This window comes from Xanthomonas arboricola pv. juglandis, from assembly GCF_905367715.1.
Taxonomy (GTDB): domain Bacteria; phylum Pseudomonadota; class Gammaproteobacteria; order Xanthomonadales; family Xanthomonadaceae; genus Xanthomonas; species Xanthomonas arboricola.
In genome coordinates, this window is record NZ_HG999362.1 from 4,586,768 (window position 1) to 4,605,946 (window position 19,179).

Below are 19,179 nucleotides of genomic sequence, written 5' to 3' on the forward strand. Positions count from 1 at the left end.
GGTTCATTCCGCACCCCACACCGGTCACAGTCCCGGCGGCAGGGTCACGTCGAAGCGGGCGCCGCCCAGTTCCTGCGAGCGCACCACCTGCAGCTCGCCGCGGTAGGCCTTGATCAGATCCTGCACGATCGACATGCCGATACCGTGGCCTTGCACGCGCTCGTCGCCACGCACGCCACGTTGCAGGATCTTGGCCACGTCTTCCGGCGCGATGCCGGGGCCGTCGTCTTCCACCGACAGGATCAATCCGGCACGACGGCTGCCGGTGGTGGGTCCGGGCTGTGCGGTCAGCAGCACGCGGCTGCGCGCCCACTTGAAGCCGTTTTCCAGCAGGTTGCCCAGCAGTTCCTGCAGATCGCCCGGCTCGCCATGAAAGCGCGCATCGGGCGAAATATCGAACTCGCACAACACACCCTTGACCGAATAGACCTTCTCCAGCCCGCGCACGATCTCCTCGGCGGTCGACTCGATCGGCAGCGGTGCGGCAAACAGCTTGTGCCCGCTGGAGGCCGCGCGTGCGAGCTGGTAGGACACCAGATCGTTCATGCGGCGCAACTGCACATCCATTTCCTCGTGCAGGTCGCGCTCGGACTGGCCGCTATCGAGCTGGGTGCGCAACACCGCGATCGGCGTCTTGAGGCTGTGCGCGAGATCGGCCAGCGTGTTGCGCTGGCGGTCCAGATTGTCGCGCTCGCTCTCGATGAAGGCGTTGATGCTTTCGGTCAGCGGCTCCAGTTCGCGCGGATGCTGCTCGCTCATGCGCTGGATCTCGCCGCGCTGCACCTTGGTCAACTCGTTGATGACCCGCCGCAGCGGGCGCAGGCTCCACTGCAGGATGAAGGCCTGCAGCACCAGCAGCACCACACCGGCACTGCCGAGGTAAAACCACACTGCGCCACGGAACACGCGCAGCTGCGCGCCCATCGAGCGCGCATCTTCCATCACGTAGATGGTGTACGGAATCTCGCCGCCGTGTTCGCGCTCGACGTAACTCACGCCCAGGCCGTAGCGGTACAACTGGCCCACGCTGCCGTCGATCTGGGTCATCTCCAGCGGGCCGATGAATTCTTCCTGGCGCGGCTCAAGCATGCGCCCGTGCGGAATGTTCGGGCCTTCGGCCGACATCGAGGTCCAGCTTTCGTCCGGACGCACGACTTCCACATAGAGCCCGCCGCCGGGCACATCGAAACGCGGATCCGGCGGCTGGCCGCCGATGTACAACGAGCCGTCGCGGACGAAATCGATATTGGCGGCGTACGCAGAGGCGTAGTTCTTCAGCCGCTCGCGCAGGTTCTTTTCGGCGGTATCGGCGAACGCCACATCCAGCGCGTAACCCGCCAGCGCCAGGAAGGCCACCAGACTCAGGCTGGCGGCCAGCAGCTGGCGGGCCTGCAGGGAGCGCGGCCGCCAGCGTCTATACCACTTGGAGCGGCCCGGCACCTGATCTTCCTGTTTGCCGATGCGCGGACTCAGCCTTCGGTACGCGGAATGGCGAAACGGTAGCCGCGACCGCGTACGGTCTCGATCGGCTTGAGCTCACCATCGGGATCGAGCTTCTTGCGCAGGCGGCCGATGAACACTTCCAGCACGTTCGAATCGCGATCGAAATCCTGCTGGTAGATGTGCTCGGTCAGATCGGCCTTGGAGACCAGTTCGCCGGCATGCATCATCAGGTATTCCAGCACCTTGTACTCGTAACTGGTCAGGTCCACGTTGGCGCCATTGACGCTGACCGTCTGCGCGGCCAGATCCAGCGCGACCGGGCCACATTCCAGCGTCGGCTTGCTCCAGCCCGCCGCGCGCCGCAGCAGCGCATTGACGCGCGCCAGCAGCTCTTCGACATGGAACGGCTTGACCAGGTAGTCGTCGGCGCCCTGCTTGAGGCCTTCGACCTTGTCCTGCCAGCTCGAACGCGCGGTCAGGATCAGCACCGGGAATTTCTTGCCTTCGTCGCGCAGCGCCTTGATCAGCTCCATGCCCGACATCTTGGGCAGGCCGAGGTCGATGATGCCGACATCGAACGGGACTTCGCGGCCCATGTACAGGCCTTCTTCGCCGTCTTGTGCAGCGTCGACAGCAAAGCCCTCACGCTTCAGGCGCGCGGCAAGGGTCTCGCGCAGCGGAGCTTCGTCTTCGACCAAAAGGATACGCATGCACTCTCCCTAGTTACGTTGTCGGCCAGTGGCCGGGGAATTTATAAGACTGAACGCAGCACTATCTACGTCTAGTGGTTATCGTCGCGTGGTGGCGCATCCGGCGGCGCCTGGCCGCGCGGTGGCGCGGCCTGCATCTGCTCCGACTCGTACACGGTGTGCACGCGGCCGTCCTTCATGTACTTGACGCGGTTGAGATTGCCGCCGTCGAACGGCACGCGTTCGGCGCTGAGTATCTGTCCACCGGTGGACCGCTGCACCTGCCGGATGGTGTCCGAAAGCGTGCGCCCGTTGCCGCGCGCGGAGGGCGGTAACGGATCGCGTCCCGCATGTGACATCGGATATCCCTGCCCCCACGCCGACGGCGCTGCCATGGCTAGCCCGAGGGCAACCAGGACGATATAGCGAGCGCGGCAGGACGGCTGGGTCACAATGAATCCTAGCGGGTTGTTCAGGAACATTCAAAATTCGTGAAACCGGCCACCGATGACAGCATGGTCGAGCCCGAGAATAGAGCCAAATTCTTGATTTTTCGGGGTGAATCCCATCTGAACTTTTTAGCTTTGTGTTAACGCCGTTCAGTGAAATGAATCCCTGGACGCCTGAAACGGCATTTTTTTTCTGGATCTCACACCCATGCCCGGCAGTTGGCATCCCGGTCAGATGCAGACAGCGGAAATGCCTGTTCAGGTATGCAAGCGGCAGGCCAGTTCAGGCCACCACGCGCCATCCCTGGGTGTCGGTCCGCTGCAAGGCCTGCTCGACCAGCTCCCAGCCGGCACCTGGCCGGTGTGCGCCCTCGCTCAGGACCTGCCGGAACGCGCGTCCGCCCGGCTGGCCATGGAACAGCCCCAATACGTGACGGGTCATGTGCTTCAGCGCCAGGCCTTGCTCCAGTTGGGACTCGACGTAGGGCCGCAAGGCGCGCAGTAATTGGTCGCGCGGCTGTTCCGCACGATGCGTCAGGGCTGCATCCAGGCGATGCAGTACGTAGGGGTCGTGGTAGGCGGCGCGGCCGAGCATGACTCCGTCGGTCTGGTGCAGATGCTCCATCGCGGTCTCCACCGCCGCGATGCCGCCATTGAGCACCACCCGCAGCGCGGGGCGCTCCTGCTTGAGGCGATACGCCCAGTCGTAACGCAGCGGCGGCACTTCGCGGTTTTCCTTGGGCGACAGGCCCTTGAGCCACGCGTTGCGGGCATGCACCACCACCATGGCGGCACCGGCTGCGACCACCTGATCGACGAAGCTAGCGAACACGGCGTAGTCGTCATCGTCGTCCACGCCTAGGCGGCATTTGACCGTGACCGGCAGCGTGGTCGCCGCACACATGGCAGCAACACAGTCGGCCACCAGCGCCGGCTCGCGCATCAGGCAGGCACCAAAGCGCCCGGCCTGCACGCGATCGGACGGGCAGCCGCAATTGAGGTTGATCTCGTCGTAGCCCCACTCCTGCGCGATCGCCGCGGCCTGCGCAAGCAGTGCCGGCTCGCTGCCGCCCAGCTGCAGCGCCAACGGGTGTTCGACCGGATCGAAGCCGATCAGCCGCGTGCGATCGCCATGGATCACCGCATTGGCGTGCACCATCTCGGTGTACAGACGTGCCGAGGGTGCCAGCAGGCGATGGAAGACCCGGCAATGGCGGTCAGTCCAGTCCATCATCGGGGCGACGGACAGGCGCAGGGAGGCGGCGTAGCGATCGGCGGAAGCGGTCATCGACATGTGGCCGCAGCGGGCAGCCATCGGAATGCGGAGCAGGATCAACAGCTTACACGGGTGTCGATGAATCTGCCGCAGCGCGGCATAACGTCCTGCGAGGCCGACCTGCCGGAGCCCGCTGGTCGATGGCCGATTCACTGCGCCAGGTGGTCGACCCGTACGGGCTAGCTAAGTTCGGCATGACGCGCGTTGATGAAACCCGCTGGTAACGCGCTTCGGCGTCCAGCTTCGCGGCTACTCTGCCATCGGAAGAAACGAAAAATCGCGATGGCGCCGCTGTCGTTGCCCTCGCTCGCCAGGTGCGCGCGTTATCGGGCAGCATCGCTGCAGGATGCGCGGTGCCTGGGCGTTCGCCCATGTCGAGCGAACGCGGTGCATCGTCAATGACGAGCGGAGCTTGTGTCGTCCGGTGCTGGCGTCGTGCACTGCGCCTGGACAGGATCTGCAGTTACGGGTTGCGGAAGCCCACACGCTCTTCGGCGCTCAGCGGCTTGCCGAGGGCATGGTACGAGGCGACCAGGGTGATCAGGGCGGTACCCAGAACGGTGTAGAAGCTCCACGACGTGGCCAGCACGTGTACCTGACCGAACACCAGGGCGACCACGGCAGTGGCGGTGCACAGCACCATCGCCAGCAGCGACATCAGGAAAGGGATGGAGGGATCGAGCTTCATGGTCCGGGGGTTCCAGTGTGCGATAGCGGAAGCATCGGCGTTCGCAGCGCTTTCTTGAACTGTTTTTTGCGGTTTTTCCAAACAAATTTTAAGCAAGTCAGCGCGCGCTCAGACTTATGTCAAACCCTTGGCGCACAAAGGTTTCAACGTCAGGAGACTCCTGACGCAGTGGTGGAAAAATCACCACCACCGCCAGAGATCCAACGCGCCTGCGGCAGAAAACCGGCGGGGGCGATGGCTGCACTTTTCTGCGGGTCGTGGAGGCAAATTGAGCAGGTCGGCGAGCCACTAGCCGATCCGGGAGCGACGATTCATCGCGCTCGGTGCACGATGGCTGACCTCCGAACCTGGCGTGGGCGATGGCTGCGCTTCTCGGGATGTGCTGGAGGCAGATTGAGTAAGTCGACGCGCGACCAGCCCATCTAAGAGGTGCGCTCGGTGCGCAACGGCTGACCCCAGAACCACGTCGGTGGGCATAGCTGAGCGGGCTTCGCCAGTCCGCACCAGTGGCGTCAGCGCACGCGATGGGATGCTGCGAGCGAGGCTGCCGAGACCCCGGGTATCGAGGTGCAGGACTCAGGCGATGGCGATCAGCGACTAACCAACGGTCACTGGGACGGAGCTGGCGTCGCAACCACGTACAGCGCGTCGAAGATGGCCGAGCGCGAGGCGTGCAACCCGCCCGGATGGGGCCTACAGACGGCTGGCCGGTGGATAACAGTGCAGCACGCTGCAGCAAGCATCACCGATGGCTCTCGCCGGCATCGGTGGCCGGACTGGCACCTGCGTCGGCCGCATGGCGCCTATGCGAGCTGCTGACGCATGGCGTCACGCATGCCAGGCTCGCCACGCATGCGTGGCGCGCTCAGCGCGCCGGGGACGTCGCAAACTCGCCGCGTTGCAGCTTGGTCACATCGTTGCCCTGCCCGTCCTTGAGGCTGAGGTCCGCGCCCTTGGCGGCCAGATCCTTGAGCACGTCGGTCCGCTGGAACAGCGCTGCGTACATCGCTGCGGTCTGGCCAGCGTTGTTGCGCTGATCCGGCGCGCAGTCGGCCTGCATCAGCCGCTTGGCGATACCCAGCTCGCCCTTGAAGATCGCGCCCATCAGCGCGGTGTTGCCGCGCTTGTCCTGCGCGCAGGGGTCGGCACCGGCGCTGAGCAACTGCTCCACTGCCGGGCGCTGGCCGTGGTAGGCCGCCAGGATCAGGGCGGTGTAGCCCTTCTCGTCACGGGTATTGAGGTCGTAGTGCGAGCGGATGAACTCGGCCAGCATGTCCTGCCGCCCTTCGCGTGCCGCGTCGAAGAAGTACTCGCGCAACTGCAGCTTGATCTGCGCCGGGTCGGCGGCGGCAGTGGTGGCGCTGGTGGACATCGGCGCGGGCGAGGCTGCATTGGCAGCCGCAGACAGGGTGCCAAGCATCAGAAACAACAGGGTGCGCATATGGCTCTCCCGATAGCGAAACGGCACCGCGGCACAGGCCGCGATGCCGTGGGTGGATCAGTCCTGCAGGCTGGAGGCCAGCTGCTTGACCCGGGCCAGGTCGCCCTTGGCGACACGCGTCACGCCAGTGCCGTACTCGGGGTCGGCCTTGTACAGGAACGACAGCAGGATGTGCTTGCTCTCGGTGTCGGTGGTTGCCAGCGACTCGCCGAAACTCTGCACCAGATCGGCGCGATCCTTCTTGCTGTAGGACCGATACAGCTCACCGGCCTGCTTGAAGTTCTGCTCGCGGGTGATCTTGGCCTGCTGGGTGGTGCCAGACAGCGGCAACGCGCTGTAACGCGCAGCGGTGTCCTGCGGACGCGGCTCCAGCCGGCTCGGCTCGTAGTTCACGCCGCTAGTGGTGTGGCCGTTATTGCCTTCGCCATCCTGATTGCCGTTGTTGACGGCCACACGCGGACGGTTGACCGGCAGGTTCAGGCCATTGGCACCGATGCGATACAGCTGGGTGTCGGCGTAGGAAAAGATGCGCCCCTGCAGCAGACGGTCTTCCGACGGCTCGATGCCCGGCACCAGGTTGGCCGGCGCCATCGCGACCTGCTCGGTTTCCTGGAAGAAGTTGTCGACGTTCTTGTTCAGCACCATCTGGCCGACCTTCTGCTCCGGGACATCCGGCCAGATCTTGGTGGCATCCAGCGGATCGAAATCGAACTTGGTCAGGTCTTCCGGCTTGAGCACCTGCACGTACAGGTCCCACTTCGGGAAGTCGCCCTTCTTGATCGCACCGACCAGATCGTTGGTCAGGTGGCTGTAGTCCTTGGCCTGGACGGCGGCAACCTGCTTGGGATCGAGGTTCTTGATGCCCTGCAATGTCTTCCAGTGGAACTTGACGTAATGCACTTCGCCCTGGGCATTGACCAGCTTGTAGGCATGCACGCCGTTGCCATCCATGAAGCGATAGCCGGCCGGCGTACCTTCGTTGGAGTACAGCAGGGTCAGCGTGCGGGTGCCTTCGGGCACGTGCGAGAAGAAATCGAAACGGCGCGAATCGTCGTCCAGGTTGGTGCGCGGGTCCGGCTTGAACGCGTGGACCATGTCGGGGAACTTGATCGCATCGCGGATGAAGAAGGTCGGGAAGTTGTTACCGACCAGATCCCAGTTGCCTTCGCTGGTGTAGAACTTGGTGGCGAAGCCGTGCGGGTCGCGCAAGGTTTCCGGCGAGTGGTTGCCGTGCACCACCGAGGAAAAGCGCACGAAGACCGGGGTCTTTTCGCCGGCGCTGAAGACCTTGGCCTTGGTCAGGCTGGACAGATCGGCGGTGGCGGTGAACTCGCCTTTGACGCCGGTGCCGCGTGCATGCACCACGCGCTCGGGGATGCGCTCGCGATCGAAGCGCTGCAGCTTCTGGATCAGCTGCACGTCCTGCAGCACGGTCGGGCCATTGGCTCCGGCGGTCTGCGAATTCTGGTTGTCACCGACCTTGGCGCCGTTGTCGCGGGTCAGGACGGATTGGGCGAAGACCGGCGGGGCGATCAGCGTCGGGGCTAGCAGGGCTAGCACCATGAGGGATCCAGGGCGCATGGCGTCAGCTCGTTTGAGGGAGCTGAATCATGTCCAGCGGACCGAAGCGTGAGAAGTCGTTAGTTATGATCGCTGCGATAGGCGAACATGATGATGACTACAGAGCGTGATATGCATCGCGTTACAAAGCGGCGACACGTTGAAGATCATGCCGCTTATGCCGCAGATGCGGTGACCAAGCTGATTCACAGCGACGCACGTAGTGCGTTGGTGACTGTAAGAATACTGCAGTGCAGAAGATCGGCAGGCTCAGGAACCAGCAACAGCATGCGGTGAAAAATACGCACAGGGCCGGGTGTCATCGCCTGGTAGAAACCGAAGCACCAACAACTCGCAACGTTTTCTTGATCCAGGTATGCACGCGCGCCCCATGCGTTGACCAGCATCTATCGCATCGCAGCTGGATATCGCTTATGGTTCAAAGGCCCCCAGAACCGCCCTGTTCGTCAGGCAAACCGACGTCTGCCCGTCTGCGTGCCAGCTGCGCCGGATCCTCCAGCTCGAACAGGCTGCCGTCCGCCTTGCGCTGGGTACCGTAGCGCTGCGGCTTGCCCGACATGATCAGATTACGATCCACGAACAACGCCATGTCCGCGGTGCTGTAAGACCCGCGCGCCACTGCGACCTCGATGCTCTTCAGGAAGCCATCGCGAAACGTGCGGTCAGTGGAGTGCTGCGCAACCAGGAAACCAGCATGCGCCCCGTCTTCGCCAACCGACGCGACATCGGGGAAGCCGAATTTCTCGATCAATGCAGACAGCGCAGCCTGGTTTTCCCGTTGCGACGCAACCAGACGCATGGCCATGTCTTTCGCTGCGCCTTGGTTGGCCTGTAGCTGTTGCGCCGTGAAGGCACCACGAATCTGCTCGCGGATCTTCTGATCTGCATCGGCCAGTGCCAGCAGCTGTTCGCGGTAGGTAGCATTCATAGAGTGCCGGTCCGGCTGCAGATTCTGCCCTGTTTCGGAAACAGCATGCCCTATCGTCGCCAGCTGCCACAGCAACACTCCTAGCATCACCACTTTCATGAGCACTCAACTCCCGATTCTGGAAAGCTCTCGACCCCAGTCCCACTCTGAACAGCTATGGGCTTTTCTTCCAAGCGTGGAAATTCCTGGCACCTACTGGTTTTCCCGTAAACCAGGAACGAACAAAACTTACCCGCGATGTCCATCCCAGGCGACTTGTCATCCAGATAGAGGAATTGTCCACCCGGGTTGAGCTCCAGGAATACCGGCTCACCCCCAGCGATGGGGACGACAAAATCTGCACAGAAGAAGTCAATCCCCAGTGCTGATCGAAGCACATCCAGCTTTGCCTGCAAGCCGGGATACAAAGATACCCACTCGTAGTGCATGGTCGTCTTATGCCTGATGGCACGATAGTCGATCTCGCCCAACAAGGAATGACGCATCTGCATGCAGAAGTACTCCCCCCCCATGCAGACCACCCGCAGGTCCGCTTGATGACTAATAACCTCCTGATAAGTCGTCGGACACGCGCGCAGATCCCCATCCGCCAGCTGCTCTTTCGGAGCAATGCGTGTCGCATAGGAGACGCTGTAGTTTTCACCATCCGCCCATGCCCCGACATTGAACGGCTTGACGACAACACCATCGGCATGTTTCTGACGAAATGCATGAACATCTTCTGGACGCTGGCTGATCAAGGTCTCAGGCACTAACAAACCACTGACAACTGCGGCGGCGAGCTGCAGCGGCTTCTGATCGGCGGCAAGTGCGACTAGCGGCGCATTGACCCAGCGCTTTACGCCATGCCCAGCTGCGAGCAGGGCCACCGCCCCCAGATCGAACAGCAATCCTTCTGTCCTGATGAATTTTATGTCCTGATCGTGGACATGCACAGGTGCGGATTTACTGAACAACAAACGGCGGCTCCAAGCCGCATCGTAGACAATCGGAACGCCATCTCGAACAACACTCACGCCTTGCGGCCCATACAGCAAAGACCCGTCAAGGCCACACGGCCATTGCCCGGTGTCCAACAGGCTTACGGCGTGTCCCGACGCAGCGATCATCGCAGCAATCGTGGACGCGTGTGTATCGCTGCGCGGCGCGACGATCAACACATTCCTGGTATTTTCGTCCATAGACGCGACACATTCCAAAGCACGACAGGAGCATGGCGACATCTGCATGTCGCCATGCCGGGGGACGCTTAGCTGACGATAATGATCGTTTCGGTGTCGATGGCCTCGACAATGATGATGACTAACGTATCGCCAGCACCACCGCAGGACACAGCACTGACTTCTTCCTGAGTCATCTCACGTGCGAAGCGCTGAGCGACGGGACGCGAGTTTTCCATGAGTTCAAAGTTTTCCATTACTTACTCCTTGGCTGCTTCAGGGTAGTTCGCCGGCGAGATTGCCGACGTGCTTCTCGACACCATCACTGGCATCAAGTTTCTCGGCGCCATGAATGGCAGCCTGCTTATCTCGCGAATCGGCGACAAGCGATATCCTGCGGTCGGCAGAGGCAATCGTTTCCTGCCGATGCGCGATGATGACCCGGGTCATTTTCATTGCCTTGATATGCGCGTTGACCACTTGATCTCTGGTGGAATCCAGATGACTGGTCGCCTCGTCCAGCACGAGGATCTTCGGCTGCCGATACAAAGCGCGCGCAAGGATGACGCGCTGACGTTGACCACCGGACAGGATCGAACCCATATCACCGACAAGGGATTCGTAGCCCATTGGCATCCTGGAAATATCGTCATGGATCGCAGCCAGCTGCGCGGCACTGGCGATCCGCTCGATACTCGAATCGGGATCAAAGAATGCGATGTTGTCGGCCAACGATCCGGCAAATAGCTGATCATCCTGCATGACTGCCGACACCATCGCCCTGTAGTTTTCCAGCCCGAATTTGCGGATATCGACACCGCCGACCTCGATGGCGCCCTCAGTCGGCTCGATCAGACCCAGCAGCAACTTGGCGAATGTGGACTTGCCACAGCCGCTGGGGCCCACAATGGCAACCGACTCACCCGCTTCGATGCGCAGATTGAGATTGCGTATGACCCATGGATCGTCGTCTGAATAACGGAAACTCAGCCCCTTGACGAGAATTTCAGGAACGGGCTCCGGGCCGCTATAACTGGAAACTTCATCCAGATCCGGGGCAGTCGTGGCGATATCCGCGATCCGCTCGGCATGCAGACGCAGCATCTTGAGTTCGATGAACTTATCGACCAAGCCCGCAGCCCTGCTGGTGAAAAGATCTGCGTACGCTAGGAAGGCAACAAGCATGCCTGCCGACAAGGTTCCATTCAATGCCAAGTAACCGCCGATGGCGATGAGAAACACTTTCTGCGCCCCGAACAGCCCCTGATTGAGCGCATTGAATGCAAGGCCAAAACGTTGCGTCTGCATTTCCAGACGCACACTCTGTACTGTGGCACTGAACAATCTGCCCTGGCGAAGCCCCTGCTTGTTGGCAAGCTTGATCGCCTGTATGCCCCGTACCGACTCCATCAGCTCGCTTTGCTGACGTGCCGCATATGCCAACTGATCACGACTGATCACGAATTGCAGTCGATAGAAGGCCAGACGCAAGCCGAGATATAGGGTGAAAGCTACCAGGACCAGGCCTGTGAGTGGCAGGCTGTAGGCCATCAGGATGACCACAGCCAGGCACCCCGTGAGCCCATTGAGCATCGCTTCCACAAAGCTGCCGGTCAATGTCGTCTGAATGGATTTCAAGGAAGAAAAGCGCGACAACACATCGCCCATGTGCCGCTTCTCGAAGTACTCGAGTGGAAGCCGCATCAGATGACCAAACAGGTTGGTGATCCATTGGGTATTCAATGATGCGCCGAGCCAACTGACGATCCAGCTCCGCGCGACTGTCAGCATGGTCTGGAAAACGACGGTAAGCAAGAAAGCAATGGTCAGGATCTTAAGCAGTTGCATATCGGCTGAAACCAGCACGTGGTCGATAACCCACTGCATCTGGAAAGGCAAAAGCAGCGCGAGCACTTCGATCGCCAACGCCAAGCCGAATATCTGCAGCAATCCCCGCCTCAGGCCAAAAATTCGCCCTGTCAGGGATCGCAAGGACACCTTCGGCGCCTCGACGGAAGGCCGAAAGTCTGTGCCGGGCTGCAGTTCCAGCAAGACGCCCGTGAAATGTTTGCCGACCTCGGACATCGGTAGCCGCAATGTCCCTCGTGCAGGGTCGTGTAGCAGCGCAACGCCTCGCACGATGCGTTCAAGAACAACGAAGTGCGACATGTCCCAATGCAGGATGCATGGTTGTTCCAGGTCCTGCAGATAGTCAGGCTCGGCTCGCATTGCCCGAACATCCAGACCCATGGCACGACCAATCTGCACCAGCCGCTCAAGGCGAACGCCTCTCTGCGAGATATTGAATCGCCGCCTGACCTGAGCGAGATCGATTCTGTCACCGTGATATCCAGCGACCATGACCAGACAGGCAAGACCACATTCGGCCGCTTCCGTCTGCATCACCGGGACGATCTGCGCGCGGTTCGACAATAGCCGGTGGACCGATGCGGTGTCGATCATGCGTGTTTCCCGGCCGGACCATCCAACAAACGCCCCGTCATTTCGTAAACGGGTTCAAACATCCATTCGATCAGCTTGCGCTTCTCCAGAAGTATGTCGGCATCCAACACCATGCCCGGACGCAGCAGTTCGTTTCTTCCGTTGGCGACAATATGCTGTGCTTCCAGTTCGACGATGACACGATAGCGGGCCTCCTCAATCTGTTGCCCCAGCAGCGACGACAACTCTTTCGAAGTGACCGCGCTACGCGAGACCTCAACCACACGGCCTGCGTGGCGGCCGAACTTCTGATACGGAAACGCCTGGTAGCGAAGAAGGACGCGATCGCCACGCGTCACGAATCCAACGGCCTTGGAAGGCACCCACAGCTCGGCGCGCAAGGTAATATTCTTGGGCAATAAGGTGACCAGCGGCTGTTGCGCGCTGACAGGTTGTCCGGCGTGGACAAACAGGTTTCCAATGATTCCGTCGGCGGGAGCGCGCAAGACGATGGAACGGCGCGCCTCGCTCTCCGAAAGGGATTGAGCGACGTCGGCGATCTGCCTTGCAATTTCGTTACGCTTTGCCTCCAACGTCGCAGGATTTTGTTCCAGCTGAGATTGCAGTTGGGAATGCTCCACGCGCAGGTCCAGCGCATGCTTTTGCAGCTCCTTGAGTTGACTTTGGTTCTGGATTGCAATGTCCTGCTGCTGCAGTAATTGAACCTTGGTCAATATTCCCTTTTCTGCGGCGCTCACCCATTGCTCGTAGAGTCGAAGCGCACTGTCTGCGCGCTGGCGCTGCAACCGGATTTGTTCGGCGGTGTTGTCCACCTGAGCCTGCAGCAAGGCGATCCTTCGGCGCAGATCGCGCTGCTGGGCCGCGTACAGCTGATCCTGCGCCTGCATATCTGCGTTCAGACGACTACGCTTTATCTCAAGTTGCGAGATGACCGATGCCTGCGTGTCCCCGAGCGAAGTACTGTCTTGCTCTCCCGAAATTTCCAGCACGGGATCACCAGCCCGTACCGCGGCTCCCTCGACCACGAACGCCTTGGACACCATGCCCGCGCTGAGCGGAGTCAATGTCAACAGGCCACGGTCCGGTACCAATGCGCCATTGACGGCTTCGTGCCGGGTAAAACTTCCAAAGCACAGCAATGCGAACACCGTGACCACGAGAAACAGTGCGGTGACAAAGCAAGGCCAACCGAACCTTGGCGCCTCAAGGCGCACCGGCGCGAGCCAGGCTTCTCGGCGTGCGCGCAACACCTCTTCCCTGAAGAAACTGCCCGGCATATGCACTCCCTGCTTCGCTAAGAGACGCGCCCACTTCCTTCAGGCCCAGTTAATCTAGAGAAATGAGCGCTGTCAAGCGCACTGCATCGCATAACCATATGCCGCGCCCAGGAATCTCTCTAAAGCAAAAGGAAATGGCTGCCCTGGACTAGCCGATCATCCGCCTGAACGGTGGCAACGCATCGATGATGCGTTTGCCGTAGCGGCGTGTCAGCAGGCGCGAGTCGAGGATGATCACGCGGCCGTGGTCGCTGGAACTGCGGATCAAGCGGCCCGCGAACTGCGTGAGCGTGCGCAGCGCGTGCGGGATGGCGATCAGGTTGAAGGCGTTATGGCCGCGACTTTCCAGCCATTCGCTCAGGGTCGAGGTCTGCGGGTCGGTCGGCACCGCGAACGGCACCTGGGTGATGACCACCGTGGTGCAGGCGTCGCCGGGCAGATCCAGGCCTTCGCCGAAGGAGTTCAGGCCAAACAGCACCGAGCCCTCGCCGGCGGCGATACGGCGCAGGTGTTCGGTGATCAGCTGCGACTTGTTGCCCTCGCCCTGCACCAGCACGCGGTTGCGTTGCGCCAGCGGCATCAGGTCGGCGACCTTTTCCATCTTCCAGCGCGAGGTGAACAGCACGATGCTGCCCTTGGCGGTCCAGTCGAGTTCGCGCACCAGGTAACGTGCGACTTCCTTGGGGTGGCCTTCGCGATCGTCTGGGGTGACCGGGAAATTGGGCACGATCAATTCGGCCTGATTGGGCAGGTCGAACGGTGAGGCCAGCGAGGCCATCTCGGCGTGATCGGGCAGGCCGTTGTCGATCGCGAACGATTGGAAATCGCCGCCACCGGTCAAGGTGGCCGAGGTCATCACCACCGAATCCACCTCGTTCCAGATCATCGTGCGCAGCACTTGCGCGGCCGACACCGGCGAGCAATGGCAGATCAGATCGCCGTCGCGCGAGAGGGTGATCCAGCGCGCCATCGGCGGCTGGCCTTCCTTGTCTTCGCGCCGCCAGCCGCTCCACAGATTGTGTTGCTGCTCGGCCATCTCCAGGGCCAGGCCGAGGCTGCGCTGCAGGCGTTCGCGCGCCGAGTCGTCCTGCTTGCCCTTGGCGATCGCGCTGTGCGCGGCATGCACCCAGTTGAACAACGCGCGGGTTTCTTCGCCGAGCTCTTCGATCGCCGGGCCCCATTGCGGCGGCAGCTTGCCGTTGGCCGCACGCCACAAGGGATCGCGCTCGCCGGGCTCGGGCTTCCACACGCGTTCGACCTCGGCGTGGAAGGCCTTGAGCAGCTTGGACACGCGCGCGGCCACCTCGATGGCCTCGTTGGGTAGCAGGTTGCCAATCTTGTCCTTGTCCACGGCGCGGTAGGCGGCGGCGATGAGGATCTGCAACCGGCCGGTGCGCTTGGCCATCTCGTCCAATGGCAGGTTGGCCGCGCCCTGGTCGATCGCCACGCCGGCGATGTGATGGCCTTCGTCGAGCACCAGCAACATGTCGGCGGGCGGGGCGATCAAGGGCTGGCCATTTTCGGCATCGCCCAGCGACAGCGACGACAGCAGCAATGCATGGTTGGTGACCACGATCTGCGCTTCGCGCACGTCGGTGCGCGCCTTCAGCACCGGGCATTGCGCGGCGTAGCTGCAGCGGCGGCCGGCACAGCCGGAGGCCGGCGTGGTGATGCGCAGGCGCAGCGGTACCGAGACCTGCTCGGGCGCATCGTCCAGATCACCGTTCCAGCTGCGCTCGGCGTAGGCCGTGGCCAGGCGCTTGGCCAGATCCGCGTCGGCCGGGCTGAGCGGGCGGTCGTAAAGCACCTGTTCGTCGTCGAACATGCCTTCCTGGCTGGTTTCGCCCTGCAGCTCGGCGGCATTGCGCGTGCACAGGTAGCGGGTGCGGCCCTTGGCCAGCGCGACCGTGGCTTCCAGCCCGGTGGCCTTGAGGAAGGCCGGGATGTCGCGCTCCACCAACTGCGACTGCAGCGCCACGGTGCCGGTGCTGATCACCAGCTTCTTCTTGGTGGCCAGGGCGATCGGCACGCCGGCAGTGAGATAGCCCAGGCTCTTGCCGACGCCGGTAGGCGCCTCGGCAATGCCGATGCCGCCGGAGGTGGCCAGCGCGCGCGCGACCAGGCCGATCATCTGGCTCTGCGCCCGCCGTGTGGCAAAGCCGGGCGTGTTGGCCTGCAGCTTGGCGTAGGCCTCGCGGATGCCGGCCTTGATCGGGTCGGTCAGAACACGCTGGGTGGGAACCGGCGCAGACGGCGCGGCCGGTGGGGCGACTTCATTCATCGCGCTATTTTCGCACGGACCGGCGCAGCGCCTGCGACCGGCGTGGCACTCGGCTGAACGTGTTTGCTGGCGCGGGGCGGCGGCGCCGCCAGCCTGGTCCCGGGTGCGCACGCTGCACGGCCACTGCATGCGTCGGATCCGCTCATCGCCGGCGGGCACTGGCCGCAAGTTCTGACCCGGAGGGTCGCGCAATGGATGCCGACCCAATCACCCTGCGCTGCCTGCAACGAGCAGGCAGCGTCGCTCCACGTTGTCAGCGGCCTTGTGTCCGCGACGGCCATGCATGGCGCGCCCAGACCAGTCCGATGACCACCATTGCGACGCCCATCAGCAACATGCCGGCGCCCACGCCAGTGGGCCCGAAGCGTTCATACAGCAGGCCGCCGCGATTGACCGCAGCCAGCGCCTGCGGATGCAGCAGCGTCCACCCGCCCTGCCCGGCACTGACCAGCCCGAGCACCACCAGCGCGATGGCTTTGAGCGGGATCATGGGCGCGGGCCGGCGGCGGGCGGCACGCGTTGCAGGCTGCCTGCCAGCGTCCACACCAGCACGCCGATGCCCACGCCTTGCATCGCCATCAGCACGAAGTGGGCGATGCTGGTCACCATGCTGATCTGACGCACATTGCCTTGCTGCAGCAACAGCATCGGAATCGCCTGGAAGGCAACCTCGGCAAACAAGCAGCCCAGCAGCAGCCAGAGCGCGGCCAGCCCGGCACGCCGCAACGGGCTTTGCGAGGCACGCCACAGCAGAACCAGCCCGAGCAGCAACGCGATCAGCATCGGCACGCGCGACAGCAGGCTGGTGACCAGGGTCAGCAGGATCTCGGTGGTGGTGACGCTGCCCACCTCAGTCGGCACTGACCAGGAGGGCCTCGCGCGCGCGCAGCGCGGCGTAGACCGGGTCGGTGTCCGGTCGCACGCCGTGCCACAGCGCGAAACTCTCGGCGGCCTGTTCCACCAGCATGCCCAGGCCATCGACGGCGTAGCGGCATTGCGCCGCGCGTGCCCAAGCCAGGAAGGCGATGGCGGTGGCGCCATAATTGAGATCGACCGCCGCGGTGAGGCTGTTGACCAGGCCCAGCGGCATGGCGAACGCACCGGCGTCGCGATCGCGCCCAGCCGCGGTGGCATTGACGATCAGTTCGAAGTCGCCCAGATCGCGCAGGTCTTCGATGTAGCGCGAGACCACCCGCCCCGGCTCGCCGAGCGCATCGCACAAGGCATCGGCGCGCTCGGGCGAGCGGTTCACCACCACCATTTCGGTGATGCCCGCTTCCAGCAGCGCCGGTGCCACGCCGCGCGCGGCACCACCGGCGCCGAGCAGCAGCACGCGGCGACCGCGCAGATCCAGCCCGTGGCGGTCGGTGAGGTCGCGCACCAGACCGGCGCCATCGGTGTTATCGCCCTGCCACTGGCCGTCGTTGCGCACCAGCGTGTTGACCGCACCGGCCAGACGCGCGCGATCGCTCAGGCTGGCCGACAATGCACAGGCGGCTTCCTTCAGCGGAAGGGTGACGTTTGCGCCCTTGCCGCCTTCGTCGGCGAAGCGCTCCAGCGCGGCAGTGAACGCCTCCGGCGGTGCGTCGATGGCGGTGTAGTCCAGCGCGATGCCGGTCTGCTTCCCGAAGTCGGCATGGATGGCCGGCGACAGCGAATGGGCGACGGGGTGACCGAACACGGCATAACGGGATACGGGCATGAAACGCTCTCTGGTTGACTAGACTGTGCGCGACTTGAGGCAGGAACACCGCATGCAACTTCGATGGACACTGCTCGCGCTGGCGGCAAGTTTACTCTGCGTCCCGGCCGCGTCGGGGCTTGCCGAATTCGGCATCGAAGGCATGGGCGTGGTCTCCACGCCGGCCAACGAAGCGCGCGCCACGCTGAGTCCGGACGGGCAACGCATTGTCTGGGCCAGCGACCGCGCCGGCGGCAGCGGGGGCTGGGATCTGTGGCAGGCCCGGTTGAGCGGCGGGCGCTGGCAGAACGCAGAAGTGCTGCCGATCAACACCGCGCAGGACGAGACCTCCCCGCTGTTCAGTGCCGATGGCCGCTGGCTGCTGTTTGCCTCCAGCCGCCCTGGCGGTGCCGGCGGCGCCGACCTGTATCGCGCGCCGGTGGATGCGCAGGGCCGGATCGGTGCGGTGCAATCACTGGGCGCGGCGATCAACAGCCGCGGCGACGAGCGCTCCCCGACACTGTCGCTGGACGGCACCCGCCTGCTGTTCGCCAGCAATGGCCACGGCGGCGCCGGCGGCATGGACATGTTCGTGGCGCGCTGGGATGGGCAGGCCTTCATCGCGCCGGTGGCGTTGAGCGATATCAACAGCGCTGCCGACGAGCTGGATGCGGCCTGGCTTGGCGATGGACGGGGGCTGGTATGGGCACGCGGCCAGCAAAATGGTCCCAGCCAGTTATTGCTGGCGACCTGCAACAACGGCCATTACACCGTGGGCCAGGCAGTGCCGCTGTCGTTCAACGGGCCGCAGGAACGCACCTTCGGTGCGGTGCTGGATGCGGCCAAGCCAGGCGAGTTGCTGGTGACCGGCAGCGCGCGCGCACCGCGTGCGGGGCAGTTGGACATCTATCGGATGAAGGCGCCGGCGGTGGAGGGGGATACAAGCTGCCGTTGAGGATGGGTGGGTGCGCAGACCCGGGCCAGGAGCTGCAGGGAATACGACTTCACGCCGAGCTGTTGCAGAGCGGATGATCTGGGTCCTCGCTGCAGGACTGCTGATCTGCGGTTTGATTGCAGAGCTGCTGATCTGAGGCTTGGTCGCAGGGCCCTTGCCCGCCTACCCTCGCAGGACACGCCGCAAGTACGTCCATGTAGGCTCTTACGCGGCATCCATGCCGCGTAAGGTCCCGCGACGGTAGGCGGACAAGGACCAGTCGGGATGGTCGGTGTGCATGGTCAGCAGCAGGAGCGGCGACCGGTGGGTCAGACGCAGCGGTGGTTCCGTGCTCCTTTTGATCTGGCCGACGTGGTCTGATTTCCTGATCTTTCCGCCGAAGGCGGGCAGCAAGTAGATTGGGTTTGCCCCCTATCGCTAATAGTCATCCACACATGCATACAAGCAGCCAGGCCGCTGCGTTAAGTCGTCTCGCTTAAGTCATCTCGCTTTTTGCGGTTCCATCAGCGCACGACCATCTTGGCAGGCGTGATGTCCTTACCGGTTCCGGGACCCTTGGCGGCATGGATGCCGCCAAGGAGCCTCCATGGACGGATTCACGGCGTGTCCCGGAAGTGGTGAGGGCATCGCGCCCTCGACCAACCAGGCTTTTGATTCAAGCATCGGACCGCGCTTAGACGCCGCCATGGTTGGCAGCTAACAAAACCACCGCACACGCTGCAAGGAGGGCGCGGTCGATGCTAGCTAGGACGCAGCATGTACCCATCGTTCACCGCGATTTCTCCAAACCGTTCGCACCCGCTTGACGACCGCACGCCACGTTTTACTAACCGCTCCAACCCAGCGATGCAGTGGCGATGACCGCGC

At 63.0% G+C, this 19,179-nt stretch carries 18 protein-coding genes and 1 other RNA gene; 2 read left to right on the plus strand and 17 right to left on the minus strand.

What is annotated here, in order from left to right:
* Positions 1-24: 24 nt before the first annotated feature.
* The 17 genes from KHN93_RS19865 to aroE all read right to left on the minus strand — a co-directional run bounded on the left by KHN93_RS19865 (position 25) and on the right by aroE (position 17,378).
* Positions 25-1,395: an ATP-binding protein gene (locus KHN93_RS19865; RefSeq protein ID WP_024939071.1), complete on the minus strand. Its 1,371-nt coding sequence runs from the start codon at positions 1,393-1,395 to the stop codon at positions 25-27.
* A gap of 74 nt (positions 1,396-1,469) precedes the next feature.
* Positions 1,470-2,153 (minus strand): response regulator transcription factor, encoded by a 684-nt coding sequence (locus tag KHN93_RS19870; RefSeq protein ID WP_002808458.1) that lies wholly within the window; start codon positions 2,151-2,153, stop codon positions 1,470-1,472.
* A 71-nt stretch (positions 2,154-2,224) separates the two neighbouring features.
* A complete protein-coding gene (locus KHN93_RS19875; protein WP_047130012.1) occupies positions 2,225-2,527 on the minus strand; it encodes a hypothetical protein in 303 nt (100 codons plus the stop codon).
* 337 nt (positions 2,528-2,864) lie between these two features.
* On the minus strand, positions 2,865-3,869 hold the full coding sequence (dusA, locus tag KHN93_RS19880) for a tRNA dihydrouridine(20/20a) synthase DusA (protein ID WP_104560582.1): 1,005 nt from the start codon (positions 3,867-3,869) through the stop codon (positions 2,865-2,867).
* A gap of 451 nt (positions 3,870-4,320) precedes the next feature.
* A complete protein-coding gene (locus KHN93_RS19885; protein WP_016902784.1) occupies positions 4,321-4,545 on the minus strand; it encodes a hypothetical protein in 225 nt (74 codons plus the stop codon).
* A gap of 865 nt (positions 4,546-5,410) precedes the next feature.
* Positions 5,411-5,986 (minus strand): ankyrin repeat domain-containing protein, encoded by a 576-nt coding sequence (locus tag KHN93_RS19890; RefSeq protein WP_016902785.1) that lies wholly within the window; start codon positions 5,984-5,986, stop codon positions 5,411-5,413.
* Between the two features lie 57 nt (positions 5,987-6,043).
* Positions 6,044-7,549, minus strand: coding sequence for a catalase KatB (gene katB / locus KHN93_RS19895; protein WP_211921171.1), 1,506 nt, complete (start codon positions 7,547-7,549; stop codon positions 6,044-6,046).
* Between the two features lie 203 nt (positions 7,550-7,752).
* A complete protein-coding gene (locus tag KHN93_RS19900; protein WP_211921173.1) occupies positions 7,753-7,953 on the minus strand; it encodes a hypothetical protein in 201 nt (66 codons plus the stop codon).
* A 32-nt stretch (positions 7,954-7,985) separates the two neighbouring features.
* Entirely contained in the window at positions 7,986-8,594 is a 609-nt protein-coding gene (locus tag KHN93_RS19905; RefSeq protein WP_104560530.1) for a DUF6624 domain-containing protein, read from the minus strand.
* Positions 8,591-9,724 carry an ATP-grasp domain-containing protein gene (locus KHN93_RS19910; protein ID WP_244812156.1) on the minus strand — a complete coding sequence of 378 codons (1,134 nt, stop codon included), beginning with the start codon at positions 9,722-9,724 and terminating at the stop codon, positions 8,591-8,593. Before KHN93_RS19910 ends, KHN93_RS19905 begins: the two co-directional genes overlap by 4 nt.
* Before the next feature lie 20 nt (positions 9,725-9,744).
* Positions 9,745-9,912: a hypothetical protein gene (locus tag KHN93_RS19915; protein ID WP_023905561.1), complete on the minus strand. Its 168-nt coding sequence runs from the start codon at positions 9,910-9,912 to the stop codon at positions 9,745-9,747.
* A 19-nt stretch (positions 9,913-9,931) separates the two neighbouring features.
* Entirely contained in the window at positions 9,932-12,118 is a 2,187-nt protein-coding gene (locus tag KHN93_RS19920; RefSeq protein WP_104595408.1) for a peptidase domain-containing ABC transporter, read from the minus strand.
* Entirely contained in the window at positions 12,115-13,395 is a 1,281-nt protein-coding gene (locus KHN93_RS19925) for a beta-barrel domain-containing protein (protein ID WP_280518747.1), read from the minus strand. Before KHN93_RS19925 ends, KHN93_RS19920 begins: the two co-directional genes overlap by 4 nt.
* 148 nt (positions 13,396-13,543) lie before the next feature.
* Positions 13,544-15,676, minus strand: a complete 2,133-nt coding sequence (dinG, locus tag KHN93_RS19930; protein WP_211921175.1) for an ATP-dependent DNA helicase DinG — start codon at positions 15,674-15,676, stop codon at positions 13,544-13,546.
* Between the two features lie 253 nt (positions 15,677-15,929).
* The gene (locus KHN93_RS19935; protein ID WP_104555869.1) at positions 15,930-16,166 is read right to left on the minus strand and encodes a hypothetical protein; all 237 of its coding nucleotides are present in this window, start codon (positions 16,164-16,166) and stop codon (positions 15,930-15,932) included.
* On the minus strand, positions 16,163-16,537 hold the full coding sequence (locus KHN93_RS19940) for a hypothetical protein (protein WP_211921177.1): 375 nt from the start codon (positions 16,535-16,537) through the stop codon (positions 16,163-16,165). Before KHN93_RS19940 ends, KHN93_RS19935 begins: the two co-directional genes overlap by 4 nt.
* The gene (gene aroE / locus KHN93_RS19945; RefSeq protein WP_039512659.1) at positions 16,527-17,378 is read right to left on the minus strand and encodes a shikimate dehydrogenase; all 852 of its coding nucleotides are present in this window, start codon (positions 17,376-17,378) and stop codon (positions 16,527-16,529) included. Before aroE ends, KHN93_RS19940 begins: the two co-directional genes overlap by 11 nt.
* Positions 17,379-17,430: 52 nt before the next feature.
* Between aroE and KHN93_RS19950 the strand changes: the two genes are divergently transcribed.
* A complete protein-coding gene (locus tag KHN93_RS19950) occupies positions 17,431-18,312 on the plus strand; it encodes a TolB family protein (RefSeq protein WP_104560536.1) in 882 nt (293 codons plus the stop codon).
* A 756-nt stretch (positions 18,313-19,068) separates the two neighbouring features.
* A non-coding RNA gene (locus tag KHN93_RS19955) (sX9 sRNA) lies at positions 19,069-19,144 on the plus strand.
* Positions 19,145-19,179: the final 35 nt, after the last annotated feature.

Coding starts and splice junctions, on each gene's coding strand:
- KHN93_RS19870 (WP_002808458.1), bottom strand. CDS start 2,153: ATGCGTATCCTTTTGGTCGAAGACGAAGCTCCGCTGCGCGAGACCCTT.
- KHN93_RS19875 (WP_047130012.1), bottom strand. CDS start 2,527: ATGGCAGCGCCGTCGGCGTGGGGGCAGGGATATCCGATGTCACATGCG.
- dusA (WP_104560582.1), bottom strand. CDS start 3,869: ATGACCGCTTCCGCCGATCGCTACGCCGCCTCCCTGCGCCTGTCCGTC.
- KHN93_RS19885 (WP_016902784.1), bottom strand. CDS start 4,545: ATGAAGCTCGATCCCTCCATCCCTTTCCTGATGTCGCTGCTGGCGATG.
- KHN93_RS19890 (WP_016902785.1), bottom strand. CDS start 5,986: ATGCGCACCCTGTTGTTTCTGATGCTTGGCACCCTGTCTGCGGCTGCC.
- katB (WP_211921171.1), bottom strand. CDS start 7,549: ATGGTGCTAGCCCTGCTAGCCCCGACGCTGATCGCCCCGCCGGTCTTC.
- KHN93_RS19900 (WP_211921173.1), bottom strand. CDS start 7,953: ATGCTGGTCAACGCATGGGGCGCGCGTGCATACCTGGATCAAGAAAAC.
- KHN93_RS19905 (WP_104560530.1), bottom strand. CDS start 8,594: ATGAAAGTGGTGATGCTAGGAGTGTTGCTGTGGCAGCTGGCGACGATA.
- KHN93_RS19910 (WP_244812156.1), bottom strand. CDS start 9,724: ATGCAGATGTCGCCATGCTCCTGTCGTGCTTTGGAATGTGTCGCGTCT.
- KHN93_RS19915 (WP_023905561.1), bottom strand. CDS start 9,912: ATGGAAAACTTTGAACTCATGGAAAACTCGCGTCCCGTCGCTCAGCGC.
- KHN93_RS19920 (WP_104595408.1), bottom strand. CDS start 12,118: ATGATCGACACCGCATCGGTCCACCGGCTATTGTCGAACCGCGCGCAG.
- KHN93_RS19925 (WP_280518747.1), bottom strand. CDS start 13,395: ATGCCGGGCAGTTTCTTCAGGGAAGAGGTGTTGCGCGCACGCCGAGAA.
- dinG (WP_211921175.1), bottom strand. CDS start 15,676: ATGAATGAAGTCGCCCCACCGGCCGCGCCGTCTGCGCCGGTTCCCACC.
- KHN93_RS19935 (WP_104555869.1), bottom strand. CDS start 16,166: ATGATCCCGCTCAAAGCCATCGCGCTGGTGGTGCTCGGGCTGGTCAGT.
- aroE (WP_039512659.1), bottom strand. CDS start 17,378: ATGCCCGTATCCCGTTATGCCGTGTTCGGTCACCCCGTCGCCCATTCG.
- KHN93_RS19950 (WP_104560536.1), top strand. CDS start 17,431: ATGCAACTTCGATGGACACTGCTCGCGCTGGCGGCAAGTTTACTCTGC.